At 45.9% G+C, this 22,827-nt stretch carries 23 protein-coding genes and 1 pseudogene; all 24 read right to left on the reverse strand.

Annotated elements, in window-relative coordinates; genetic code table 11:
* Nucleotides 1–20: 20 nt before the first annotated feature.
* A complete protein-coding gene (locus MY7_RS10675) occupies nt 21–1,142 on the reverse strand; it encodes a Nif3-like dinuclear metal center hexameric protein (RefSeq protein WP_007612634.1) in 1,122 nt (373 codons plus the stop codon).
* Entirely contained in the window at nt 1,135–1,839 is a 705-nt protein-coding gene (locus MY7_RS10680; protein ID WP_032860295.1) for a tRNA (adenine(22)-N(1))-methyltransferase, read from the reverse strand. The genes MY7_RS10675 and MY7_RS10680 overlap by 8 nt, the downstream gene beginning before the upstream one ends.
* 125 nt (nt 1,840–1,964) lie before the next feature.
* Nucleotides 1,965–2,327, reverse strand: a complete 363-nt coding sequence (cccA, locus tag MY7_RS10685) for a cytochrome c550 (protein ID WP_003152999.1) — start codon at nt 2,325–2,327, stop codon at nt 1,965–1,967.
* Nucleotides 2,328–2,676: 349 nt separating this feature from the next.
* Nucleotides 2,677–3,798, reverse strand: coding sequence for an RNA polymerase sigma factor RpoD (gene rpoD, locus MY7_RS10690; protein WP_003152998.1), 1,122 nt, complete (start codon nt 3,796–3,798; stop codon nt 2,677–2,679).
* A 192-nt stretch (nt 3,799–3,990) separates the two neighbouring features.
* Nucleotides 3,991–5,802 carry a DNA primase gene (dnaG, locus tag MY7_RS10695; RefSeq protein WP_007408290.1) on the reverse strand — a complete coding sequence of 604 codons (1,812 nt, stop codon included), beginning with the start codon at nt 5,800–5,802 and terminating at the stop codon, nt 3,991–3,993.
* A gap of 21 nt (nt 5,803–5,823) precedes the next feature.
* Complete coding sequence (locus tag MY7_RS10700; protein ID WP_007612647.1) at nt 5,824–6,330, reverse strand: YaiI/YqxD family protein; 507 nt, start codon at nt 6,328–6,330, stop codon at nt 5,824–5,826.
* 255 nt (nt 6,331–6,585) lie between these two features.
* Nucleotides 6,586–7,398, reverse strand: coding sequence for a pyruvate, water dikinase regulatory protein (locus tag MY7_RS10705; protein WP_003152991.1), 813 nt, complete (start codon nt 7,396–7,398; stop codon nt 6,586–6,588).
* A gap of 25 nt (nt 7,399–7,423) precedes the next feature.
* Nucleotides 7,424–8,062 (reverse strand): transcriptional regulator CcpN, encoded by a 639-nt coding sequence (gene ccpN, locus MY7_RS10710; protein ID WP_007612649.1) that lies wholly within the window; start codon nt 8,060–8,062, stop codon nt 7,424–7,426.
* Between the two features lie 100 nt (nt 8,063–8,162).
* Nucleotides 8,163–10,202, reverse strand: coding sequence for a glycine--tRNA ligase subunit beta (glyS, locus tag MY7_RS10715; protein WP_007612651.1), 2,040 nt, complete (start codon nt 10,200–10,202; stop codon nt 8,163–8,165).
* Nucleotides 10,195–11,082: a glycine--tRNA ligase subunit alpha gene (gene glyQ / locus MY7_RS10720; protein WP_003152984.1), complete on the reverse strand. Its 888-nt coding sequence runs from the start codon at nt 11,080–11,082 to the stop codon at nt 10,195–10,197. Before glyQ ends, glyS begins: the two co-directional genes overlap by 8 nt.
* 301 nt (nt 11,083–11,383) lie before the next feature.
* The gene (gene recO / locus MY7_RS10725) at nt 11,384–12,151 is read right to left on the reverse strand and encodes a DNA repair protein RecO (protein ID WP_007408287.1); all 768 of its coding nucleotides are present in this window, start codon (nt 12,149–12,151) and stop codon (nt 11,384–11,386) included.
* Nucleotides 12,152–12,187: 36 nt separating this feature from the next.
* On the reverse strand, nt 12,188–12,331 hold the full coding sequence (locus MY7_RS19240; RefSeq protein WP_007408286.1) for a YqzL family protein: 144 nt from the start codon (nt 12,329–12,331) through the stop codon (nt 12,188–12,190).
* Nucleotides 12,332–12,486: 155 nt separating this feature from the next.
* The gene (gene era, locus MY7_RS10730) at nt 12,487–13,392 is read right to left on the reverse strand and encodes a GTPase Era (RefSeq protein WP_007612653.1); all 906 of its coding nucleotides are present in this window, start codon (nt 13,390–13,392) and stop codon (nt 12,487–12,489) included.
* The gene (locus MY7_RS10735) at nt 13,373–13,783 is read right to left on the reverse strand and encodes a cytidine deaminase (protein ID WP_003152976.1); all 411 of its coding nucleotides are present in this window, start codon (nt 13,781–13,783) and stop codon (nt 13,373–13,375) included. The genes era and MY7_RS10735 overlap by 20 nt, the downstream gene beginning before the upstream one ends.
* Nucleotides 13,784–13,906: 123 nt before the next feature.
* Nucleotides 13,907–14,281: a diacylglycerol kinase family protein gene (locus tag MY7_RS10740; RefSeq protein WP_003152974.1), complete on the reverse strand. Its 375-nt coding sequence runs from the start codon at nt 14,279–14,281 to the stop codon at nt 13,907–13,909.
* Complete coding sequence (ybeY, locus tag MY7_RS10745) at nt 14,262–14,735, reverse strand: rRNA maturation RNase YbeY (RefSeq protein ID WP_007612655.1); 474 nt, start codon at nt 14,733–14,735, stop codon at nt 14,262–14,264. Before ybeY ends, MY7_RS10740 begins: the two co-directional genes overlap by 20 nt.
* Nucleotides 14,736–16,868: an HD family phosphohydrolase gene (locus tag MY7_RS10750; RefSeq protein WP_007612656.1), complete on the reverse strand. Its 2,133-nt coding sequence runs from the start codon at nt 16,866–16,868 to the stop codon at nt 14,736–14,738.
* Nucleotides 16,869–16,948: 80 nt separating this feature from the next.
* Complete coding sequence (locus MY7_RS10755; RefSeq protein ID WP_007612658.1) at nt 16,949–17,908, reverse strand: PhoH family protein; 960 nt, start codon at nt 17,906–17,908, stop codon at nt 16,949–16,951.
* Nucleotides 17,872–19,096 (reverse strand): annotated as a pseudogene (gene yqfD, locus MY7_RS10760) (sporulation protein YqfD). Before yqfD ends, MY7_RS10755 begins: the two are co-directional and overlap by 37 nt.
* A gap of 17 nt (nt 19,097–19,113) precedes the next feature.
* Nucleotides 19,114–19,395, reverse strand: coding sequence for a sporulation protein YqfC (yqfC, locus tag MY7_RS10765; protein ID WP_003152966.1), 282 nt, complete (start codon nt 19,393–19,395; stop codon nt 19,114–19,116).
* A gap of 56 nt (nt 19,396–19,451) precedes the next feature.
* Nucleotides 19,452–19,886, reverse strand: coding sequence for a hypothetical protein (locus tag MY7_RS10770; protein ID WP_007612661.1), 435 nt, complete (start codon nt 19,884–19,886; stop codon nt 19,452–19,454).
* A 27-nt stretch (nt 19,887–19,913) separates the two neighbouring features.
* A complete protein-coding gene (floA, locus tag MY7_RS10775) occupies nt 19,914–20,906 on the reverse strand; it encodes a flotillin-like protein FloA (protein WP_007612662.1) in 993 nt (330 codons plus the stop codon).
* 24 nt (nt 20,907–20,930) lie between these two features.
* Entirely contained in the window at nt 20,931–22,247 is a 1,317-nt protein-coding gene (locus MY7_RS10780) for an NfeD family protein (RefSeq protein WP_029326067.1), read from the reverse strand.
* Nucleotides 22,248–22,369: 122 nt separating this feature from the next.
* A complete protein-coding gene (locus tag MY7_RS10785) occupies nt 22,370–22,816 on the reverse strand; it encodes a GatB/YqeY domain-containing protein (protein WP_007408278.1) in 447 nt (148 codons plus the stop codon).
* Between the last annotated feature and the right edge of the window lie 11 nt (nt 22,817–22,827).

The following is a 22,827-nucleotide window of genomic DNA, read 5'->3' on the forward strand; positions in this document are numbered from 1 at the left end:
GGCCCGAGGCCTCAGTTTTTTTATAAGAAGGTAAATGGGTTTGTATCTGTTTCGGAAGCGAAAATGCGCACATCATAGTTTTTCTCTCCGGCCATTGCCGTAAGCTTCTCAGCCGTGCCTTTTCTCATGATCTTTTCAGCATAATGCCCCGGGTCCACGACGTTTAATCCCATCATCATCGCATCATGCGCTACATGGAAATAAAGATCGCCTGTCACGTAAACATCTGCATCCTTCCGCTTTGCCTGATAAATATATTTATTTCCGTCCCCGCCAAGAACCGCGACTTTTTTCACCTTGCTGTTTCGCTCTCCGACCATCCGGACTCCGTTAACGTCAAACTTTTCTTTCACAAACAGCGCAAACTCTTCAAGCGTCATATCTTGCTGAAGTTTTCCGATGCGGCCGAGCCCTTTTTCAAGCGGAGACTGCTCCACCGGATAAATATCATATGCCACCTCTTCATACGGATGGCTTTTTTTCAGCGCTTTTACGACGGTTCTCTCCATACTTGCCGGAAAAACGGTCTCAAGTCTCACTTCATGGACGAGCTCCAGTTCTCCCGTCTGTCCGATAAACGGTTCTGCCCCGTCCAGCGGCTTAAAGCTGCCGATTCCCTCAGAGGAGAACGCGCAATGGCTGTAATTGCCGATATGTCCCGCTCCGGCGTTGCCAAGTGCAGTTCTTACAGCTTCTTCATAGTCTTTCGGAACATATACGGCAAGCTTTTTCAGCGGGTCCGAATATGTCGGGACGAGCACCTCTGTGTCTGTCAGGCCGAGAGCTTCGGCAAGCAGATCGTTCACACCGCCGTCCGCCACATCAAGATTCGTATGAGCCGCATATACGGCAATATCATGCTTTATACATTTCTCAATCAGTCTTCCGCCAGGCTGATCAGTGGTGATCTGTTTAAGCGGCCGAAAAATCGGCGGGTGGTGGGCGATAATTAAGTCAACTTTTTTCTCAATGGCTTCATCTACCGTTTGTTCCAGAACATCCAATGTCACCATGACATTTTTCACCGGCTTATTCAATGTACCGATCTGCAGGCCGATTTTATCTCCTTCCACCGCAAAAGCCTTCGGTGAAAATTGTTCAAACAGCTGGATGATTTCCTGTCCGTTTACATGTTTAGGCATGTCCGATTACCTCCTTCAGCAGAGAGATCCGCTCTTTCAATTCAGCTAATTTTTCATGATTTTCATGCTTTGCGCTGCGGCTGATCTGTTCATAAATTTGTTCAGTATGCTTAAGTTCCTGGCTCCATTTCCGAAGAAACACTTCATTCCTCTCTTTTAATAAAAACGGACCCGCAAGCATTCCGGCAGCCATCGGCACGTCCCGATACGGCGCATCACGGTCGCCAGTTTCCGCAACGAGGATTTCATAACACTTTCCGTCTTCCTCAAGAATCACTTCATCAAGCAGTTCATAGCCTTCCTGATACAGCCACTCTCTTATATGAACGGCATGAATATTCGGCTGCAGAATCAGCCGTTCACGCCCCGTCAATTTCGTTTTTCCGGACTCCAAAATATGAGCGATCAGCGCTCCGCCCATGCCAGCGATTGTAATGGCGCCGGCTTCTCCTTTTTCAAGGACGCTCAGCCCGTCACCTTTCCTTACGGAGATAAGAGTGCTTAAGTCCAGTTTTTCCACCTGCTGTTTGGCGGATAGAAACGGTCCGTCTGTAATTTCACCGGCGATTGCCCGGCTTGCCAAATGATTCAAAACGGCATAGCAAGGAAGATACGCGTGGTCTGACCCGATATCAGCAACCAGGGCACCCGGAGGGATATATTCCGCCACAGACTGCAATCTTTTAGATAACTTCATTTCATTCACAATATCACAACTTTTCTCAGGTTCTTTTTCCTTTACTATCATATAAAAAAACCGCCCGGAATCCAAGCGGCGGATAGAGTTTTTCATATGTCTTTTATATAGGGACCGGTAAAGCTTTATTTAATGTCAGAAACCCATTTTGCCATGTCATCCAGCTTTTCGGCCGGCACAAGGCCCGCGGGCATCCCGTTGCCGCCTTTTTCAATTTTTGTTTTAATCTCAGCGACATCTTTTCTTTTGCCGACGCCTTTTAAGTTCGGCCCTGACACACCTTCATAGTTTTCCCCGTGACATGTGATGCAGTTCGCTTTATAAATCTCTTCAGGTGAAGCGTTTGCAGTTTCCTTCTCGGCATTTTTGCTTTCACCGCCGCTTGCGATCTGATGCGCATCTCCATTGCCTTTTACAGCTAAAAAGAAAGTCAGCCCTATTCCCAGCACTGCAATGAGCAAAAAAGGAATCAGCGGATTCCACTTCATATCTCCATCCCCCTTTTTCATTCTCCCCCTATGTAAACACTTCTAATTCTAACTTATTTTTACAAAAAGTAAATGGTCTTGCTCAGCAATTTCATTGATTTCACAATTTATACAAAAAGCAAAATAACTGTTTTGCTTATCACAAAATTATCTTTATTCTATTGTATAATGAATTGTATACGCTTACAATAAAGAATATAAATAAACTTATCTCATTTTCCCCCTTTCAGGACATGCCGCATTTTTTCCGAACTCATTTGCAAAACATATGCTTATCCAGTAAAATAAAGGTATATTATCCATATATCTTATACATAAAAAAGAACGGATCAAAAAGACCCGTTCCATTCTATTCGAGAAAATCCTTCAGACGTTTGCTTCTGCTCGGATGTCTCAATTTGCGAAGCGCTTTTGCTTCAATTTGGCGAATACGCTCTCTCGTTACTCCAAACACTTTGCCGACTTCTTCCAAAGTTCTTGTGCGTCCGTCATCCAGACCGAAACGGAGACGCAGCACGTTTTCTTCACGATCTGTCAACGTATCCAGCACATCTTCCAGCTGTTCTTTTAAAAGCTCATATGCCGCATGATCCGACGGAGATGTCGCTTCCTGGTCTTCGATGAAGTCACCGAGATGTGAGTCGTCTTCTTCACCGATCGGCGTTTCTAAAGAAACAGGCTCTTGAGCAATTTTTAATATTTCACGGACTTTTTCAGGTGTAAGATCCATGTCTTCAGCAATCTCTTCCGGTGTCGGCTCTCTGCCAAGATCCTGAAGAAGCTGACGCTGCACCCGGATTAATTTGTTGATGGTTTCCACCATGTGAACCGGGATACGGATTGTTCTCGCCTGGTCAGCGATGGCGCGTGTAATCGCCTGTCTGATCCACCAAGTCGCATACGTACTGAATTTATATCCTTTACGGTAGTCAAACTTCTCGACTGCTTTCATGAGACCCATGTTTCCTTCTTGGATCAAGTCTAAGAAAAGCATGCCGCGGCCGACATACCGTTTAGCAATGCTGACAACTAAACGAAGGTTTGCTTCAGCCAGTCTGCGTTTAGATTCCTCGTCACCCTCTTCAATTTTTTGAGCGTAGGTGATTTCTTCTTTAGCAGAAAGAAGATTTACCCGTCCGATTTCCTTAAGGTACATGCGGACTGGATCATTGATCTTTACACCAGGCGGTACGCTGAGGTCATTAAGGTCAAATTCTTCTTCGGCTTTGGCAAGCTGTTGAATATTAGGATCTTCCGTTTCTTCATTTTCACTAATTAATTCAACACCTTGTTCTCCTAAAAATTCATAATACTCATCCATTTGGTCTGATTCAATTTCAAAGCTGGACATGCGTTCAGCAATTTCTTCATATGTTAAAACGCCACGTTTTTTTCCAGTTTCAGTAAGCTGCTCTTTTACCTGGTCTAATGTAAGTTCTGTTTCTGTTTCGTGGGTTTGTTTATCAGCCATTATGGATCCCTCCTTCCAAAGCTTGCAACGAATTCTAAAAGCGGTATGTTTCTTATCCGACCCGGAAGCCTTCTCTCTTTTTCAGCATGCAGGGCTGCGGATAATAAATGACAATTCATGATGAGGTTAAGCGATCTATTTGCTCCTCCGCAAGGAATCATTGCCAATCAGAACGCAAGCCTCTTTTTGGTGTTACTTTAATGATCGGTTCAATGCAACAATTTCTTGAGCCAGAGACGCAGCTTTCACGAAGTCTTTCTGCCTCTCCGCATCCGCTCTTTCTGCTTCTTTTTCCTTTATCATTGACCATTTTCGGTGATCCAACACTTTTTTTACGTAATCGGATAACTCGGCCTCTGAGAGCTCCTCGTTTACTTGGAGCATCCCTATATCTGAAAGCAGCTGGCTGATTTCCTCATCCTGCATTCTCGCCATAAGATGCTGCGGCGTCATGTCAGCCCCCTCTTCATAAACAGCGTACAGGTATGCTGCCAGCGCACGATGTCCGTCAATGTTAAATTCAAAGCCGACACGCTCAATCACTTTCTTTATGACGTTTCGGTCTCTCAGCATATGAGCGAGCAGAAGTCTTTCCGCGTTCTCATAGGCGGGACGGAGACGGCGCCGTTTCGCTTTTGTCGTCACCCGGGCCCGTCTTGTCTGCGGTTCGGCGTTTTTGTCGCCGGGGGCGTTTTGTCTGGCGTAGATAGAAAGCTGTTCCGTCAAAGACTCTACCGAAAGAGAAAATTCTGAGGCGAGCTGTTTCACATACATTTCCTGCTCAAGCGACCCGGAAAGAGCGCTGATTTCTTTCAGCACTTCTTTCATGTAAGCGAGCCGGTCTCCTTCGTCAGATAAGTTTTTCCCTTTGCGGAAATACTGCATTTTAAAAGCCATGACCGTAACGCTTGCATCAATGATATCGGTCCGGAATTTTTCTCCGCCCCGGGTTCTGATATAATCATCAGGATCAAGCCCGTCAGGCAGCATGCTTACTCTTACCTTACAATCGGCTTTCTGGAGCAGGCCGGCCGCTTTCAGCGTAGCTTCGTACCCGGCTTTATCCGAATCGTAGCAGAGAATGACCTCCTGAACATTTCTCCTGAGGATTTTCACATGTTCTTCGGTGAGCGACGTCCCCATTGTGGCGATACTTTCTTTTACGCCTGAGCTGACGGCGGATATGACGTCAGCGAATCCTTCAAACAGAACGGCTCTCTCCTCTTTCCTGATCGGCAGGCGCGCCTTATGAAAGTTATACAGCAGCTTAGATTTATGAAACAGCGGCGTTTCCGGGCTGTTCATATATTTCGGCTGCTGGCTTCCGAGCGCCCTTCCTGAAAAAGCCGCCACGGCTCCGTGGTGATCATGAATGGGAAACATAATTCTGTTTCTGAAACGGTCAAAATACCCGCTGCCGTCTTCCCTTCTGATCAGCAGACCCGCTTTTTCCATCAGTTCTTCCTCAAAACCGCGCTTTTTCAAGAATTTCGTCATGAAATCCCAGGAATCCAGCGCGTAGCCGATTTCAAACTCATCTATGAGCTCTTTCGTAAAACCCCTTGATAAAAGGTAATCTAACGCTTCCTGGCCTTCCTTTGTATTTATTAGCAAATGATGGTAAAATTTCTTCAGAAGCTCGTGGGCTTCCGCCATCTTTTGCTCTCCGGAAGATTCAGGCCTGGATGCAGAGTGAATCGTTATATCATCAGGGAAATCAATCTGATATTTATCCGCAAGGTGAGAAACAGCTTCCGTAAATGAATAGCCTTCCATCTGCCGTAAGAAAGAGAAAACGTTCCCGCCCGCACCGCATCCGAAGCAATGAAAGATCTGCTTATCGCTGGAGACGGAAAACGAGGGCGTGTTTTCCCCGTGAAACGGACAGAGCCCAAAGTAGTTGCGGCCTTGCTTTTTCAATTGGACATAATCACCTATGACTTCAACAATGTCTGCTGACTGCTGCACCTGATTAACTACTTCATCTGGTATGCGGTTTCCCATCTTATAACACTCCGTCGTACATTATTCGATGCTTTGATTTGAAATCCCTTCATCATTCGACAGGATTTTTTTAAGCAGGGTAACAAATCGATTCCGATCTTCTTTATTTAATTTTTTAGGTCCTTTGGAATGAATGCCGCTTCTTCTCATTTTGCCTGACATATGACGGCTCATCAGAGCGAAGTCAATCGTGTCTTCAGTATAAGAACGGCCCCTTTCCGATAAGACGGCAATATTTCTGTTCAGCAAAAGAGAGGCTAAACCGATATCCTGCGTGACTACGACGTCTCCCGATCTCACATGGTTTGCGATATATAAATCTGCCGCTTCTTTATGAGGATCAACGTATACCCAGTTCTCGTCTTTGCTTCTGGAAAGCTGGTAGTGTTCAAATGATGCGACGAAAATAACCCGAACGCTGTATTGCGATGCAATGAGCATTATTTCCTCTTTTACGGGGCATGCGTCTGCATCGACAAAAATCGTCTTTTCTTTTTCATTTAGAAGACTAATTCTCCATCCCTCCATCAATCTCCTGCATAAAAACAAGCGAAATCGCATATGCTCCATGACTGCGGATCTATTTTGAGTTTTGTCGAAAAATTTCCGGGAGTTATTCTTGACATCTTACCCATAATAGTTTATTCGTATCACACGAAGCTTAAACCTAAAAATAAACATTTTATCACAATTTTTTATTATAATACAAACTTCGCGAAGATGCCATCCTTTTTGTTTATTCCCTATTTGCATACCCAAAAACCCAGGATAAAGCGTCCTGAGTTATCGGCCCTTTGTTTTGAGATGATGAATGATGTTCGCTGTTTCCTCGACCGCTTTATTCGAAACGTCAACGACTTGGCAGCCGATCCGGTCCACGATTTTCTCAAAATACTCCAGCTCTTCTTTAATTCTGTTGATATTGGCGTAAATGGCTTTGTCATTTAAGCCGAGAGATTTTAACCGTTCTTTTCGTATATGGTTCAGTTTATCAGGGCTGATTTTTAAGCCGATGCATTTTTTCGGATCAACGCTGAACAGTTCTTCCGGCGGATCGACTTCAGGAACGATCGGCACATTGGCCACTTTCAGACGCTTATGGGCAAGATATTGTGATAATGGGGTTTTAGACGTTCTGGATACTCCGAGCAGGATGATATCGGCTTTTAAAATGCCTCTTGGATCCCTGCCATCGTCATATTTGACGGCAAACTCGATCGCCTCGACCTTTTTGAAATAATCTTCATCAAGCTGGCGGACGCGGCCCGGTTCATATTTGGCGGTCAGACCGTAAGCTGATTCCATTTTATCGATGAGCGGACCGATAATATCGTAATACAGCACATTCGCTTTTTCCGCTTGTTCAACCAGGTATTTGCGCATTTCAGGAACAACGAGCGTAAAACAAATAATGCCGCCGTCCGCTTTGGCGAGAGACACGACTTCATTAATGGTGCCGATATCTTCCACATAAGGTATTCTTCTGATATGCGTATCATCGGCTGAGCCGTTAAACTGGCTGAGCGAGGCTTTTACAACGAGTTCGGCGGTTTCTCCGACTGAGTCTGATACTACATAAATGATGCGATTGTCCATGTTATCCCCCCGTTAGTTTTCAAGCTTATATGATTTCATTTTCTGATAAACTGACAAGTATCTTAGTCATATTCGTTTTGGTAAACCGGCCGATGACCTCAAAGCCTTTATCCGTATCTTTAATAACGGGCAGGGCATCGATCTGTTTATCAATTAAATACTTGGCGATGTCCATCACATAATCGTCACGCCGGCAGACGGCGATATTCGGCATTCTTGTCATGATAATATGAACCGGTATTGAGGCAAGTTCCTGCTGGCCGATGCTCGCCCGCAGCAAATCTTTGCGTGAAAGCACACCGACTAAGACAGCATCACGATCTACGACAAATAACGTGCCGACATCTTCTAAAAACATGGTGCAGATGGCATCGTATACCGAGACATTCTCATTGATGACAACAGGGATCGATTGAAAATCTTTCACTTGCAGCTTTTTCAGTTTATCCGCAAGCAGCTGATTTCCCGTTTTCCCCGTATAAAAATAACCGACCCGCGGACGGGCCTCTAAGAAGCCTGACATGGTGAGTATGGCCAAGTCCGGGCGCAGCGTGGCCCTCGTTAAATTGAGCTGTTCTGCGATATGCTCTCCGGTAATCGGGCCGTTTTCCTTTACAATCTGTAAAATTTGTTCTTGCCGTTTATTTAATTCGATCGTACTCACCACCTTTATGGAAGGGTTTCTTTATCTATGTTTTCATTCTGTGATGTTTATGTAAAAGGGGAAAAGACGATTGCCGATCACACAGCAACCGTCTTTTTCTTTATTTTACAATAAGATGATTCATATTAGCAAAAGACTTGATCACATCTGCAAGAGCGGTCATTTGCGCTAAACGGTTGGTTTTTAATGCTTCATCTTCAGCATTTACCATCGTGTGATTAAAGTAGTCTTCGATCGGCTCCTTTAATCCGCTGAGCACAGCAAGCGCCTGTTCATAGTTTTTGGAGGCAAAGCTTTCCGCGACACTGTCTTTTGTTTTTTGATAAGCGTCATACAGCTTTTTCTCCTGTTCATTTCCAAACAGATCCGGCTTGACATCGCGGCTCTCGCCTTTTTTGCTGATGGAGATGACCCGGCCGAGTGATTCAGCCGTTTCTTTAAAGCCGGGTGTGCCGAGGTGCTTCTCAAGCACTCTTGCCTTATGAACGGCTGCATACGGCTCAAGCTCTGTGCTGTCCAGAACGGCTTCAATAACGTCATGACGGATGTCTTCAGCGTTTAAGACGTATTTCAGACGCTGTGTAAAGAAATCGAGGAGCTCATTTTCTTTTTCCGTTTCTGTCAATGACAGCAGCTCTTTAAACGAAATGCCCCAATTGCGGTCGATCAGAATGGAAACGATGCCGCTTGCCTGACGGCGCAATCCGTACGGATCCTGAGAACCTGTCGGAATTACGTCAATGCTGAAGAAGGAAGCAATCGTGTCCAGTTTATCAGCTAAAGCCACAACCGCGCCGGTAAAGGTTGAAGGCACTTCTCCCCCGGCTGCTCTCGGCATATAGTGCTCATTGACAGCGGCAGCGACGGCATCATCTTCACCGAGCATGCGCGCATATTTTTCTCCCATTACGCCCTGAAGCTCAGGGAACTCATAGATCATATGTGTAACCAGGTCAAATTTAGAAATTTCTGCGGCGCGCTTCACAAGTTTTTGCGTCTGTTCATCCGCTTTCAGGCGGACGGCAAGTTTGCCCGCAATGGCGGCCACTCTTCTTACTTTATCTCCAAGGGAGCCGAGCTCTTCATGGAAAACGATATTTTCCAGTTTCTTCACGTTTTCATCAATGTTCAGCTTTTGGTCTTCTTTGTAGAAGAACGCAGCATCTGAAAGCCTTGCTCTCAGCACTTTCTCGTTTCCGCGGGCAACATTTTCAATTGCATGGCTGTTCCCGTTTCTTACCGTAATAAAATGAGGCAGCAGATTCCCGTTTTTATCTTTTACCGGGAAGTAGCGCTGATGCTCTTTCATTGTTGTCACGAGCACTTCTTCAGGGATAGAAAGAAATTCGGATTCAAAAGATCCGTAAAGCGCTGTCGGGTATTCCACCAGATGGTTGACTTCGTTCAGCAGGTCCTCATCGATCGGAATATTCCATTTCTTCTCGGCCGCAAGTGCGTCCAGCTGGGTTTGGATCATTTGTTTGCGTTCTTTCGGGTCAGCAATGACGCTTTGTTCTTTCAGCAGCTTTTCGTATGATGACGGCGCATCAACAGATACTTCTTGGCCGAGAAAGCGGTGTCCCTGCGTGTTCCGGCCCGTCTCGACATTTGTGATTTCAAACGGAATGACGTCTTTTCCAAAGAGGGCGGCAATCCATTTGATCGGACGGATATAGCGCAGATCCTGCGTGCCCCAGCGCATGTTTTTCGGAAAATGCAATCCGGCAATCAAATTTTTCAGCTGCGGTAAAAGTGTCTTCGTTTCTTGTCCCGCCTGGAATTTTTGAACGAAGACATATTCCGTGCCGTTTACATCTTTTATATACAGGTCATCCACTTCGGCGCCTTGGCCTTTTGAAAATCCGATAGCGGCTTTTGTCCAGTTTCCGTCAGCATCCTGAGCGATTTTTTTCGCCGGGCCTTTTGCTTCTTCCTGAATATCAGCCTGTTTTTCTGCTACGTCTTTTATATATACTGCCAGACGTCTCGGCGTATTAAAAAGTTTCACTTCGCCGTGGGCGATATTTTTTTCAGCCAGCCACCCGGTCAGCTTTTCACCGAGCTGCACCATGCTGTCATGTAAAAACCGCGCCGGCATTTCCTCGAGTCCGATCTCTAAAAGCAAGTCTTGTTTACTCATGGGAAGAGCCCTCCTCTTTAAGCATTGGGAACCCTAATTTTTCCCGTTCTTCATAATACGTTTTTGCCACTTTTCTCGCTAAGTTGCGGACACGGCCGATATAACCCGTCCGCTCTGTCACCGAGATCGCGCCTTTTGCATCGAGCAGATTAAATGTGTGAGAGCATTTCAGCACATAATCATAGGCCGGATGCACGAGCCCGTTATCCATTTGTCTGATCGCTTCTTTTTCATAGGTGCTGAACAAATGGAAAAGCATATCCACGTCAGATGTTTCAAAAGTATAAACGGAATGCTCATATTCAGCCATCATAAATAAATCTTTCACAGTAAATCCTGACGTCCATTCAAGATCAAAGACGTTTTCTTTATCCTGAATATATGACGCGAGACGTTCAATACCATATGTGATCTCAACGGATACCGGTTTACATTCAATTCCGCCCACCTGCTGGAAGTATGTAAACTGAGTAATTTCCATCCCGTCAAGCCATACTTCCCAGCCGAGACCTGCACAGCCTAAAGACGGGTTTTCCCAGTTGTCTTCTACGAAACGGATATCATGTTCAAGCGGGTCAATGCCGAGCGCACGCAATGAATCAAGGTAAAGCTCTTGAATGTTATCAGGCGACGGCTTGATAATGACTTGGAATTGGTGATGCTGATAGAGCCTGTTCGGGTTTTCACCGTACCGTCCGTCCGCAGGCCGTCTGGACGGCTCAACGTAAGCCACTCTCCACGGTTCCGGCCCAATGCTTCGTAAAAATGTATATGGGCTCATTGTGCCTGCGCCTTTCTCCACATCATACGACTGCATGAGCACACAGCCTTCATTCGACCAGTGCTTCTGCAAGGTTAAAATCATATCTTGAATGTTCATTTCAAGCACCTCCACTTTCTCCATTCTTTTACAAGTGCGGCGGCAACCAAAAAACTCCCGTCTCTATGCTTGCCGGCCGCAAACATAGGGACGAGAGTTCTCCCGCGGTTCCACCCTAGTTGCTGAGGATGTGAATCACTCAGCCTCTTTTTAAAGGGTTGCTCGAGAATGCCTTTCGTTGCGCGCTCATCCTTAGCTTACACTGCCCTAAGGTCGCTTGTATGAGTTGGACGCAAGTACTTCTTTCTGTCACTGCAACATATTTTATAATAAATGATCATATAAAAAGATGGGCAGAATGTCAACTTTTGTTTTCATCCAAAAGGTTCTTCATGCTTTCCATCTGGTCTAAAAACCGCTTTGACTTTAAATAAAGTCCTGAATATTCCTCGTAATACAGATCAATGACCCGTTTAATTTCGTTTTTGGTTTCCTGTTTTAACGAGACGCTGCCGAGCCTTCCGATATCAAAGTAATAAAAAAGCCTTAGCAGCCTTGCCGTTTGCGGCGAAATCGGAACTCTGTACGGATCCTTTTCAAAGCAGCGGTGGCAGATAAACCCGTTATCTCTTATCGAAAAATGAAACGTCCCTTCCCCGCTTTTGCAGTGGACACAATGATTCAGCTCCGGATACAGCCCCATGACGCCGAGCATTTTCATCTGCACGATGAAGGTGATCACGTCCGGGTCAGTCCCGTCATTCAGCCTCTTAAAGGATTCGAGAATCAATTCGAATAAATAGGGGTTCGGTTTCTTCTCTTCCGTTCCTTTGTCAGTGAGTTCAGCGATAAAAGCGGCATACGCCGTCAAAAATAAATCTTCTCTGATCGTTCTCATGCTGAGAATCATTTCACCCTGCTGGAGCGTGCCGAGTCCGGATGTTCTTTGCATTAAAAATGACCCGTACAAAAACGGCTGGCTGACTGCTGACAGCCGGCTGGCTGACTTCCTGGCGCCCCTTGCCATGACGCCGATTTTGCCGTGTTCCCTCGTCAGCAATGTCACGATTTTATTCGTCTCCCCGTAGTCATTCGTACGGAGCACGATTCCTTCACATTTAGTCAGCATTTCCGCACCTTCCAACAACGGGAGGGGCCAAGAGGTTTACAAAATTGGAAAATCAATTCGGGCTAGCTCATCTTCCGGTTCTTCGGGTCTTTCCAGGTTCTCTTTTTCCAGTTCTTTAAAAAGAAGGTACGTATCAACACTTCCTGTTTGAGAAAATACGTTCCAGGTAAAATTCAACACAAAAAACCCACCTTTCATCATTAAACTAGCTTTGCAATCCAAATTCTTACCCTTATCTTGACCTGATGTCCTCCTTTTCATGTTAAACAAATTTTGCTAACGAATCCCTGCTTCTGTGAGGTAATCTCACACCTCAGGCATGCGCCTTAGATGAATTAATATTCATCCTCTTTAAAGCCGAAATCACGCAGCTGAGACATTTTATTCCGCCAGTCCTTCTGCACCTTCACCCATAATTCCAGGTAAACGCGTGAGCCCAAAAGAGCTTCAATATCAGCCCGCGCTCTTTTGCCGACTTCTTTCAGAAGCGCTCCTTTTTTGCCGATGACAATGCCTTTTTGAGAATCCCGCTCGACCACAATGGTGGCGGCGACATGGACGGAGCCGTTTTCCTGCCCTTTAATGGACTCGATGGCGACAGCGATGCTGTGCGGCACTTCTTCCCTTGTCAGATGGAGCACCTTTTCCCTGATCAGTTCAGAAATAATGAACCGCTCAGGATGGTCAGTCACCTGATCGCTCGGATAGAACTGAGGCCCTTCCGGTAAATACGCTTCAATCTGCGCGAGAAGGGTTTCGATGTTGTTCCCTTCCAAAGCTGAGATCGGCACGATTTCCTTAAACGGATAGCGCGTACGGTACTCATCAATTAAAAGAAGCAGCTGGTCAGGGTGGATCTTATCAATTTTGTTTACGATCAGAAAGACCGGCGTGGACGTCTGTCCGAGCTTTTCAATGATAAACTCGTCGCCTTTTCCGTACCCTTCTTCGGCGTTAATCATAAATAACACCAAGTCAACTTCTTTCAGCGTATTCTGCGCCACTTTCATCATAAAGTCGCCAAGCTTGTGCTTTGGTTTGTGAATGCCCGGTGTATCAATAAAAATGGTCTGCGACGTGCCGGTTGTCAGCACCCCTTGGACTTTATTTCTTGTCGTCTGGGGTTTGTCGCTCATGATGGCGATCTTTTGACCGATGACCCTGTTTAAAAAGGTAGACTTTCCTACATTCGGCCTTCCGATGATAGATACAAATCCTGATTTAAAGCTTTCGTTCGTCATGTAAATCCTCCGATGAAAATGCGCCCGGCAATAATTCTTCCGCAGTCATTTCTTTTATTTGTCCTTGTAAGTTGGTCAGAATAACAAGCATATCCTTTGAGCACAGCTCGGAAATTACTTGCCTGCAGGCTCCGCACGGCGAAACCGGTCCCGGAGTATCCGCAGCCACGGCGAGCATCGCAAATTCCGTATCCCCCTCGGAAACAGCTTTGAATATCGCCGTGCGTTCAGCACAGTTGCACATGCTGTATGCCGCATTTTCAATGTTGCAGCCTCTGTACACTTTTCCGTCTTTGGTAAGAAGAGCGGCCCCCACTCTGAAATTTGAATACGGCACATACGCTGTGTCCCGCGCTTTTAATGCTTCTGCAATCAATTCTTGTCTGTTCATGTGTACTTAATTCCTCTCTTACCTTTATCCTGTATGATACCGCTGTCACTTTTATTTTACATAATTATGATTGGTTTTTCACGCCCATTTTTGGCAATGTAAAATAATTGTAAGAATCTTCTGCTAACATATCTTCGGCAAGAAGATGAGTAAACCAATGATACACGATATCACGGCAAAGACGCAAACGGCTCCGGCGGCCGCGTCCTTTGCCGCTTTTGCGAGCGGGTGATACTGATCGGTAACTAAATCCACAACATGCTCTATCGCCGTATTTAAAAGCTCCAAAGCAAGCATCCCTCCGATCAGCACCAAAACAACGGCCCATTCGGCTGTGCTCAGCCCGGTGAGAAAACCGCAAACGATAACGGCGCAGGCCGCGGTAATATGAAATTGAAAATTCCGCTCTGACCGCGCCGTTTTCCAGATTCCCCTCCATGCATGGACAAAGCTCTTCAGGAACCTGCTCCACTCGTTTTTATGATCTCGTGAGTCCATACTCATCCAGCAAATCCTTTTGCTTTGAAAACATTTCTTCCTCTTCTTCTTTTGTCATGTGATCATAGCCAAGCAAATGCAAAAAGCCGTGGACGGCCAGAAAACCGAGCTCTCTCATAAATGAATGGCCGTACTCTTCCGCCTGCTCTTTCGTTCTGTCAGCGCTGATGATAATATCTCCTAAAACAGGCGGCATGTTGGCGCCTACGATTTCAACCTCGTCTTCGCCTTCTTCTTCAAGCGCAAACGAAATGACGTCAGTCGGAGTGTCTTTTCCCCGGTAGTCTCTGTTGATTTCTCTGATTTCCTCATTTGTCACAATCGTGACCGATACTTCAGCCTGATCCTGAACGCCTTCTTTTTCCGCCGCGAATTGGAGCAGCTTCTCCACTTCTTGGAGCGCATCAGCTGAGACGCTGTTCGTTTCATCAACAATATCTATGAGTAAACCCATTTATTTCACCTTCTTCGTAGCCTCCGGATATTCAATCCGGGAGTGGAAAATTCCTTTTAAAGTCGCACATAGTGTTTTTGCGATCGTATCCAGTTCTCGGAATGTGAGATCACATTCTGAGAATTGTCCGTCCTGAAGCTTATCGGATATAATTCCCCGCACCAGTTTTTCGATCCGCTCGGGATTGGGATTATGCATGGAACGGACGGCGGCTTCAACGCTGTCGGCCACTGAGATAATAGCCGCTTCTTTCGATTGCGGCTTCGGCCCCGGGTAGCGGAACTCTTTCTCTGTAATCTGGTCGCCCTTTTCTTTCGCTTTATAATAAAAGAATTTCAAAAGGGACGTTCCGTGATGCTGCTCCGCGATATCCACAAGCTCTTTCGGAAACTTATAGCTTCTGAGCATATTCGCACCGTCTGTCGTATGTGCGATAATGATATTTTTGCTGAGCTGCGGAGACAGCTTGTCATGCGGATTATCCATATTCATCTGATTTTCAATAAAATATTGCGGACGTTTCGTTTTGCCGAGATCGTGATAATACGCTCCGACCCGTGCTAAAAGACCGTTTGCCCCTACGGCTTCACAAGCCGCTTCCGACAGATTTGCCACCATGACGCTGTGATGATATGTACCGGGTGTTTCCGTTAAAATCTTTCGAAGCAGGGGATGATTCGGATTAGACAGTTCAATCAGCCTCATTGTTGAAAGAATGCCGAATCCCGTCTCAAAAAACGGCATCAGACCGATAATCAAAACGGATGAAGCAAGTCCCGAGACGACCCCCATCAGCATCAGCGTTCCGATTTCAACCGGTGACAGCGCCGTATTTTGTATTAATAATAGCGACAGCACGATAATCATATTAATAAATGAGACGAACAGTCCCGTCTGCAATATTTTTGATCTCGCATTATGTTTTCCCAAAAACAAAATGCCTGAAATGCTGCTGATTAAATAGTAAATGCCGATGACGTAATTAAATGTTCCCGTCACACCCTGATTAAACATCATACTGCCGCAGATCGCCAGAATGATGCTTCCTAAAATGGCGAGCCTTTCATTGAGCAGCAGCCTGATTAAAATCGCGCCGGCGGCGATCGGCACAAGATAGCCGATATTGGTGTATTCAATCTTCTGAAAGAGACTGACGACTTCCATAATGACGAGAATAAGCGTTGTAATGATAGAAAACAGCAAAAGAGATTTATTTTTCAGCTTAAGCTCCTGCTGCTGTTTCTCAAAATAGTAGACAAGCGTGGCGATAAACAGCCCGATCATCAGAAGCAGACCGCTGATCGGTTTTAACAGGTTGGAATTATTCAAAAGACCCGTCAGTTCAAGCTTCCTGTATACTTCCCGGTCGATCAGGTCATTCTCTTCCACGAGAACCTGTCCCTGTTTGATCTGTACCGGCTGGACGCTGTCTGACGCTTCCTGGCGTTTTTCATCGGTCGCTTTCGGATCAAATACGTAATTTGGGATGACCGCGTATTTTCCGATTTCAGTCGCAGCCGCTAAATATTTTGACGGCACAGAAGCGCTTTTCAGCTCTTTTGCGACCTTATCCTTCGCTTCAGCAAGCTTTTCAGAAGGAATTTCACTGCTCATCACCGTATTCACCGCGGTAATGACGGAATCCCTCACAAATGAGAAATCTTCATTGTTTGCATGGAGAAGCGATTTAATGGCATCTTTCGAGACGGATTCATTGACATCCTGCGTCAGCTTGTTTTTCACCGATTTTACCAGTGATTTTTCCGAAGGTGACTTTTTGTCTTTTTCCGCATCTTTTTTCACTTCGCCGATGCTGTCAAAAATGGAAGTGATCAGGTCAAGCCGGTTGTCGGTATAGCCTTTTTTCAGAGTGTATTGATCTTCCACCGCATCTTCGGCCGCCTGCTTTTTCGATTCCGTCGCCTGCTGATCTTCCACTGTGGCGGGCGCGTAAATCGTCTTATCACTGACTGCAAACAAATCCAAATTAAGTGATTCAGGTTTTACATGAATAAAGAGCAAACCAAACATGATCGCTGAAAGCAGCAGGTACAGCAGCACATGGGCTGAGCGGGCATGTCTGAAACTGCGGAACCGTTCCCGGGCGCTTTTGCCCTTTCCCTTCTTTTTCAAAACAAGAACCTCCTCCCTGAAACATCAGGAACACATCATATAAAAATGACCCGATAACGGGAGATCGGGTCATTTTTGCATTACTTTTGCTTATCATAAGCTTCAATAATTTTTGCAACAAGCGGATGCCTGACCACATCTGTCTGGTCAAGTTCAATCACGGAGATGCCGTTTACGTCCTTCAGCATATCCTTCGCCACTGCAAGTCCCGATGTGACGCCTTTCGGCAGGTCAATTTGGCTTACGTCGCCCGTAATGATCATTTTAGAGCCAAAACCCAATCTCGTCAAAAACATTTTCATTTGAGCGGGAGTGGTATTCTGGGCTTCATCAAGAATCACATACGCGTCGTCAAGCGTCCGCCCTCTCATATAGGCAAGCGGGGCGATTTCGATAACCCCTCTTTCCATAAGACGCTCCGTATGGTCGCTTCCGAGCACATCATGGAGCGCGTCATACAGCGGGCGCAGATAAGGATCTACTTTTTCCTTTAAATCTCCGGGCAGAAAACCGAGGCTCTCGCCGGCTTCCACAGCGGGTCTTGTTAAAATGATTTTTTTAATGTGGCCGTTTTTTAAAGCGTGCACCGCTTTTACGACCGCCAAATAAGTTTTGCCGGTTCCCGCCGGCCCGATGCCGAACACCATGTCGTTTTTCTTCATCGCCGCCACATATTCTCTTTGGCCGATGGTTTTGACACGGATCGGTTTGCCTTTTGCCGTCTTCGTTATTTCCTCTTCATACATGCTTTCAAAATAGTCCAGTTCATCTTTTTTTGCCATTTTCACGGCATACAGCACATCACGTTCCGAAATCTCGATCCCCTTGCGGATTAAAGTAAGGAGCGAGCCCAATAATCTGTCAGCGATCTCAAATGTTTCATCATTCCCGGAAACGTAAATGGTTTCACCGCGTGTGATGAGGCTAATGCCTAGATCCTTCTCCATTAAATGTAAAAAGGTATCTTGGCTGCCGAACAAAGAAAGTGCTTCGTCCGGGCTTTTCAGTTTGTGATTAATCGCAAGTAAATGTTCTGCCATTCTTTAGTCTCCCTGAACAATAGGTGTGGTTTGAACGATATCTTCTATAACTTGGTAGAGAATAATCAACTTTACTTTACCATTCTCAACGGATTGGTGCAAAACTTTTTCACTTTCCACCTCTCCGCTGCCGTTTAATCGCTTTTCTACATCTTGTCTTCCCATTTTGATACCGGCCTGAACCGCTTCGCCTTTCGTATAAGTCCGCACGGATGTTTCACTTTCTCTTGTCTGTTCTTGAACGTAAGAAACCGGAAGCTTCATCCCCAGAAATTGAAACGGATGCTTTTCTTCCTCTGTTTTCGGATGTTTCAGCGGCTCCTCATTAAACCCGAAGCCCCAAAAAGGCACGCCCCATGATCCGAAAGACAGCTTGTGCTTCGTCCTTACTTTACCCGTATATAGCGTAAATGATGTTTCAAGAGGCACGGTTACTTCTGACTTGTACCATGTTTCTCCGTAAATTTCCGCTTTTGAGGCGACTTTCCGGTCTTCATTTCCGATCAGTCCTGAGACGAGGAGCTGTCCTTTGTCAACATGATCGTTCACAAAAGCCATCGGCTGCCCCTTTTGCACGAACATCCTTTTGATGACCGCCTTCTTTTTGGCAACGATATGGCGGGGGCTCACGTACTTTTCTTTTGTCGGTTCGTTTTTTTCGACCACTTTCATATGAAGGGCTGTCCCGTTCAATTCCACACCGACCCACGTAATATTATCGATACCGTTTGTTAATGATTTTTGAATTTTCTCCGGCGTCATCATTAAAAATTGCAAACGGCCTTTTTTTACACCGATTTCTTCAAGGTGCTTTACCATCTGATGCTCGGTCTCTGGCTTGGCCCCTTTAATATCAATTTCCCAAATCATGTTGGACAAAAGAAACAATATAACAAAAAATATCACAAATCCCGCAGTGAAACCCAGGTTTAATTTTGATTTGAGAAGCAGAAAGGGAAGACCCTTTCTTTTTGTAAAGCTTGCTTTGCATTCATGTTTTCTGATGACTCTTCTGAAAGCATGTACATCTTGAAGCTGAATCATCAGCAGAACACAGTCTTGCTTTTTTTTCACCGCAAAGATGGCGATTCCGTTTCTCGTGCATTCATTCAGAAGCCGTTCAATTCCTTTTCCTTTGACTTCCATTTGGACTTTACCCGAAAAAAATGACAGCCATTTGTTTTTCACATTATTTCCCCCCGGCTTTATGAATCGACATATCGTACGTGATCTATCGTGCCTTCCAAAAGGATTTCCTCAGGAAGGATTGCCTTAATGACCAAGTTTTTTCCTGATATGATACACTGCCCCTGCTTGAGCATCAGCCTGACTTCTTCTTCGCTGAACAGCAGGAGGCCTCTGTGATTCTCTATGTAGATATGAAGTCTGCCGACCATCGTAATACGAGGCAGATCCATCATAACGTCCGGGGGAATTTCCAATGCTCTTGTCAGCCATGCCTTTACACGATTCTTTCTTTGCCCCATAAAAAAAGAACCCCCTTTCATCTCATATGTATGATTTGAAAAGGGGTTCTAACACTTTATTTTTTACCGATGTTCCGCATGGTCCGGTGCGGTTTTTTTGCACGGGGCGGCCCCAAAACCTCACTGAATATAATGCCTTGGACCGCAGTTTCTTTATTTATTTTGAGGGCTGATTTCTTCAGAGACGCGTTTCGTGCGCGTGGGGATGCCAGCTTATGTTCAAGCCCGTTAAACATCTGCTCCGTCTCCGCTAGGCGCTTTTCAGCTTCCCTTCTTTTTTGCTCAAAAGGGTTCTCTTCTGAAACGGCAGGCAATTCTTCCGCTTCCGGCTTATGCTCTTTCTGCGGCTGTTTTTGATCCTGCTTTTTTGCCTGATTTTCGGGACGTGTACCCGGCGGCCGTTTTTCATCTTTGTTTTTCTTGCCGAATATTGCCGATATAATGCCGATCACGGCGGCAATGACGAGCGGATTTGTCAGAATCTCGTGCATATAGCGGCTCCCTCCTTAATAGAGAGGTTATTGTTGGTCTTCATCTTGCTGGTCATTCGTCAGCTTGCCGATAGAATCCCTCATGTCCGTATCCGCGTCGATATTTTTTATGTTCATATAGTCCATGACGCCGATGTTTCCTTCACGCAACGCTTCTGCCATCGCAAGCGGCACTTCGGCTTCTGCTTCCACGACTTTCGCACGCATTTCTTCTACGCGAGCGCGCATTTCCTGCTCTTGGGCGACCGCCATGGCGCGGCGCTCTTCGGCTTTGGCCTGCGCAATGTTTTTGTCTGCTTCTGCCTGATCCGTCTGCAGAATCGCTCCGATGTTTTTGCCGATATCAACGTCGGCGATGTCAATCGAAAGAATTTCAAATGCGGTGCCTGAATCCAGCCCTTTGCCAAGTACGGTCTGTGAAATCATATCAGGGTTTTCAAGTACTTTTTTATGATTGTGTGAAGAACCGATTGTCGAAACAATCCCTTCTCCGACACGGGCGACAACCGTCTCTTCTCCCGCTCCTCCGACAAGGCGCTCAATATTGGCTCTTACCGTGATTCTGGCTTTTGCTTTTACTTCAATTCCGTCCATGGCGACACCCGCGATAAACGGTGTTTCAATGACCTTCGGATTGACGCTCATCTGTACGGCTTCCAATACGTCACGCCCGGCCAGGTCAATGGCTGCGCAGCGTTCAAATGTCAGCTCAATATTGGCGCGCTGTGCCGCAATCAGGGCATTGACCACCCTGTCGACATTACCTCCGGCCAGATAATGGCTTTCGAGCTGATTTGTTGTTGCGGCAAGGCCGGCTTTGTGCGCTTTAATTAACGGATTGACAACGCGGCTTGGTATGACGCGCCGCAGCCTCATCCCGACCAAAGTGAAAATGCTGATTCTGACTCCTGCCGCAAGCGCCGAAATCCATAGCATCACCGGTACAAAGGTGAAGAATATGGCTAACACAATAATGGCAGCAGCAACTAATGCTAAAATCGCCAAACTTGACAGTTCCATCTAATTCCTCCTCAAGGTTATCATCTATATTTCTCTCACGACAATGCGTGAGCCTTCCGCTTTCACTACTTTCACCTGTCTGTCTTTTTCAGTGAATGATCCTTCCGAGACGACATCCAGACGTTCATCATCAATAATGACGGTGCCTGACGGTCTGAGGGCTGTAGCGGTAATGCCGACTTTTCCCAACAGCTCCGTCCGGTTCTGATTTGAAACATAACCGCTCTCCGTGCTTGTTGAATCAGTTAATATTAATTTTTTAAAGAATTTCATTCGTTTCCCCAACACCCTTGTTAATATGATAAAGGCTGTAATAGACACAGCAATGGCGATCAAGAGAGAAACCGCCATTACGGTAAAGCTGCCCGCAGCGAGAAAGAGGCTCGCGATGACGCCTGCAATACCGATAAGACCGATTATGCCTCCGGGCAGGAATATCTCTAAAAGGATAAAAGCGAAGCCCGCGCAAAATAAGAATACGCTGTCATAGCCGGCGAATCCGGCAGCGATATGCCCGGTGAAAAACAGCAGCATGGCCGTCAGTCCGACGGCACCCGGTATCCCGAGGCCCGGCGAGAACAATTCAATGGTCAAACCAAGCAAAGCAAGCGTTAATAAGACGGGGACAACAAACGGATTTGTCAGCCATCGGCCCAGTTTGCCGACGAAACCTTCTTCTGCATGGTGAACATCCGCTTTGTCAAAACCGAGCTTTGTATATAAAGCATCAAGGTCTGAAACCGTGCCCTCCGAATATCCGACTTCCTTAGCTTTTTCAGCTGTCAGTGTCAGCAGTTTTCCCTTTGGGGCGCCCGCTTCCTTTGCATTAATGGCGGGATCTGCCATGGCCAGGGCGTATTTCGGATTTCGGTTGTTTTTAACCGCTGCGTCCTCCATTTCTGCATGCCACAGTGATTGGGCCTTTTTGTCTGCCGCGTTTCCTTTTCCGTCGATGATGGCTGCGGCACCCAATTTTCCGCCCGGCGCCATATAGATTTCATCTGCCTGAAGCGCTATATACGCTCCCGCAGAAAGCGCCCGTTTATTAACGTAAGCGGTAACAGGCACATCCGCGCGGCCGATGATATCCGCAATATCCAAGGCTGATTGAACGGCGCCTCCCGGTGTATTGATGTCAAGAATAATGTGTGACGCGCCGGACTCCTTCGCTTCTTTGAAAGAACGCGATAAAAACGAGGCGAGCCCCTGTTCGACATTTTTCTCAACCGGGATGACATAAACCGATGGGTGATCAGCTTTCGCGTTCAATTGAACCCCTAATAAAGATAATACAAATAAGCCCAATAGAGCAACAGCAATTCCGGTTTTTTTTCGGAACAAGGCAAATATACCCTCCTTCCCGTTTCGTTCTTCTTTATATACGTAACAAATGTACTTTAGTTTCATTTTTTTATGTATAAAAAAAGACATCTCTCAAGGAAAGATGTCTTTTTTCTTGTCAATTAAGATAATTGACTGCTGACGAGTCTGTTAATTACGCTGCCGTCAGCTTTACCTTTTACTTTAGGCATAATAGCACTCATCACTTTGCCCATGTCCGCTTTAGAGCTCGCACCGACTTCAGCGATGGTTTCATTTACGATTGTCTGCAGCTCTTCTTCAGAAAGCTGCTTCGGTAAATAAACTTCTAAAATGTCCAGCTCTTTTTGAACTTTATCTACTAAATCTAAACGATTAGCGTTTGAAAATTCATGGAGGGAGTCTTTACGTTGCTTAAGTTCACGAGATAGGACAGTAAGTTCCTCATCCTCGGTCAAACTGTCTTTCTTAAGCTTAATTGCTTCGTTTTGAAGTGAAGCTTTCACCATTCGAACGACAGTCAGTTTGTCTTTCTCACGGCTTTTCATATACAGCTTCATATCTTGGTTAAGTCGCTCAAGAAGACTCATAAATCCACCCT

It is taken from the genome of Bacillus sp. 5B6 (assembly GCF_000259405.1).
In the GTDB taxonomy this organism is placed as follows: domain Bacteria; phylum Bacillota; class Bacilli; order Bacillales; family Bacillaceae; genus Bacillus; species Bacillus velezensis.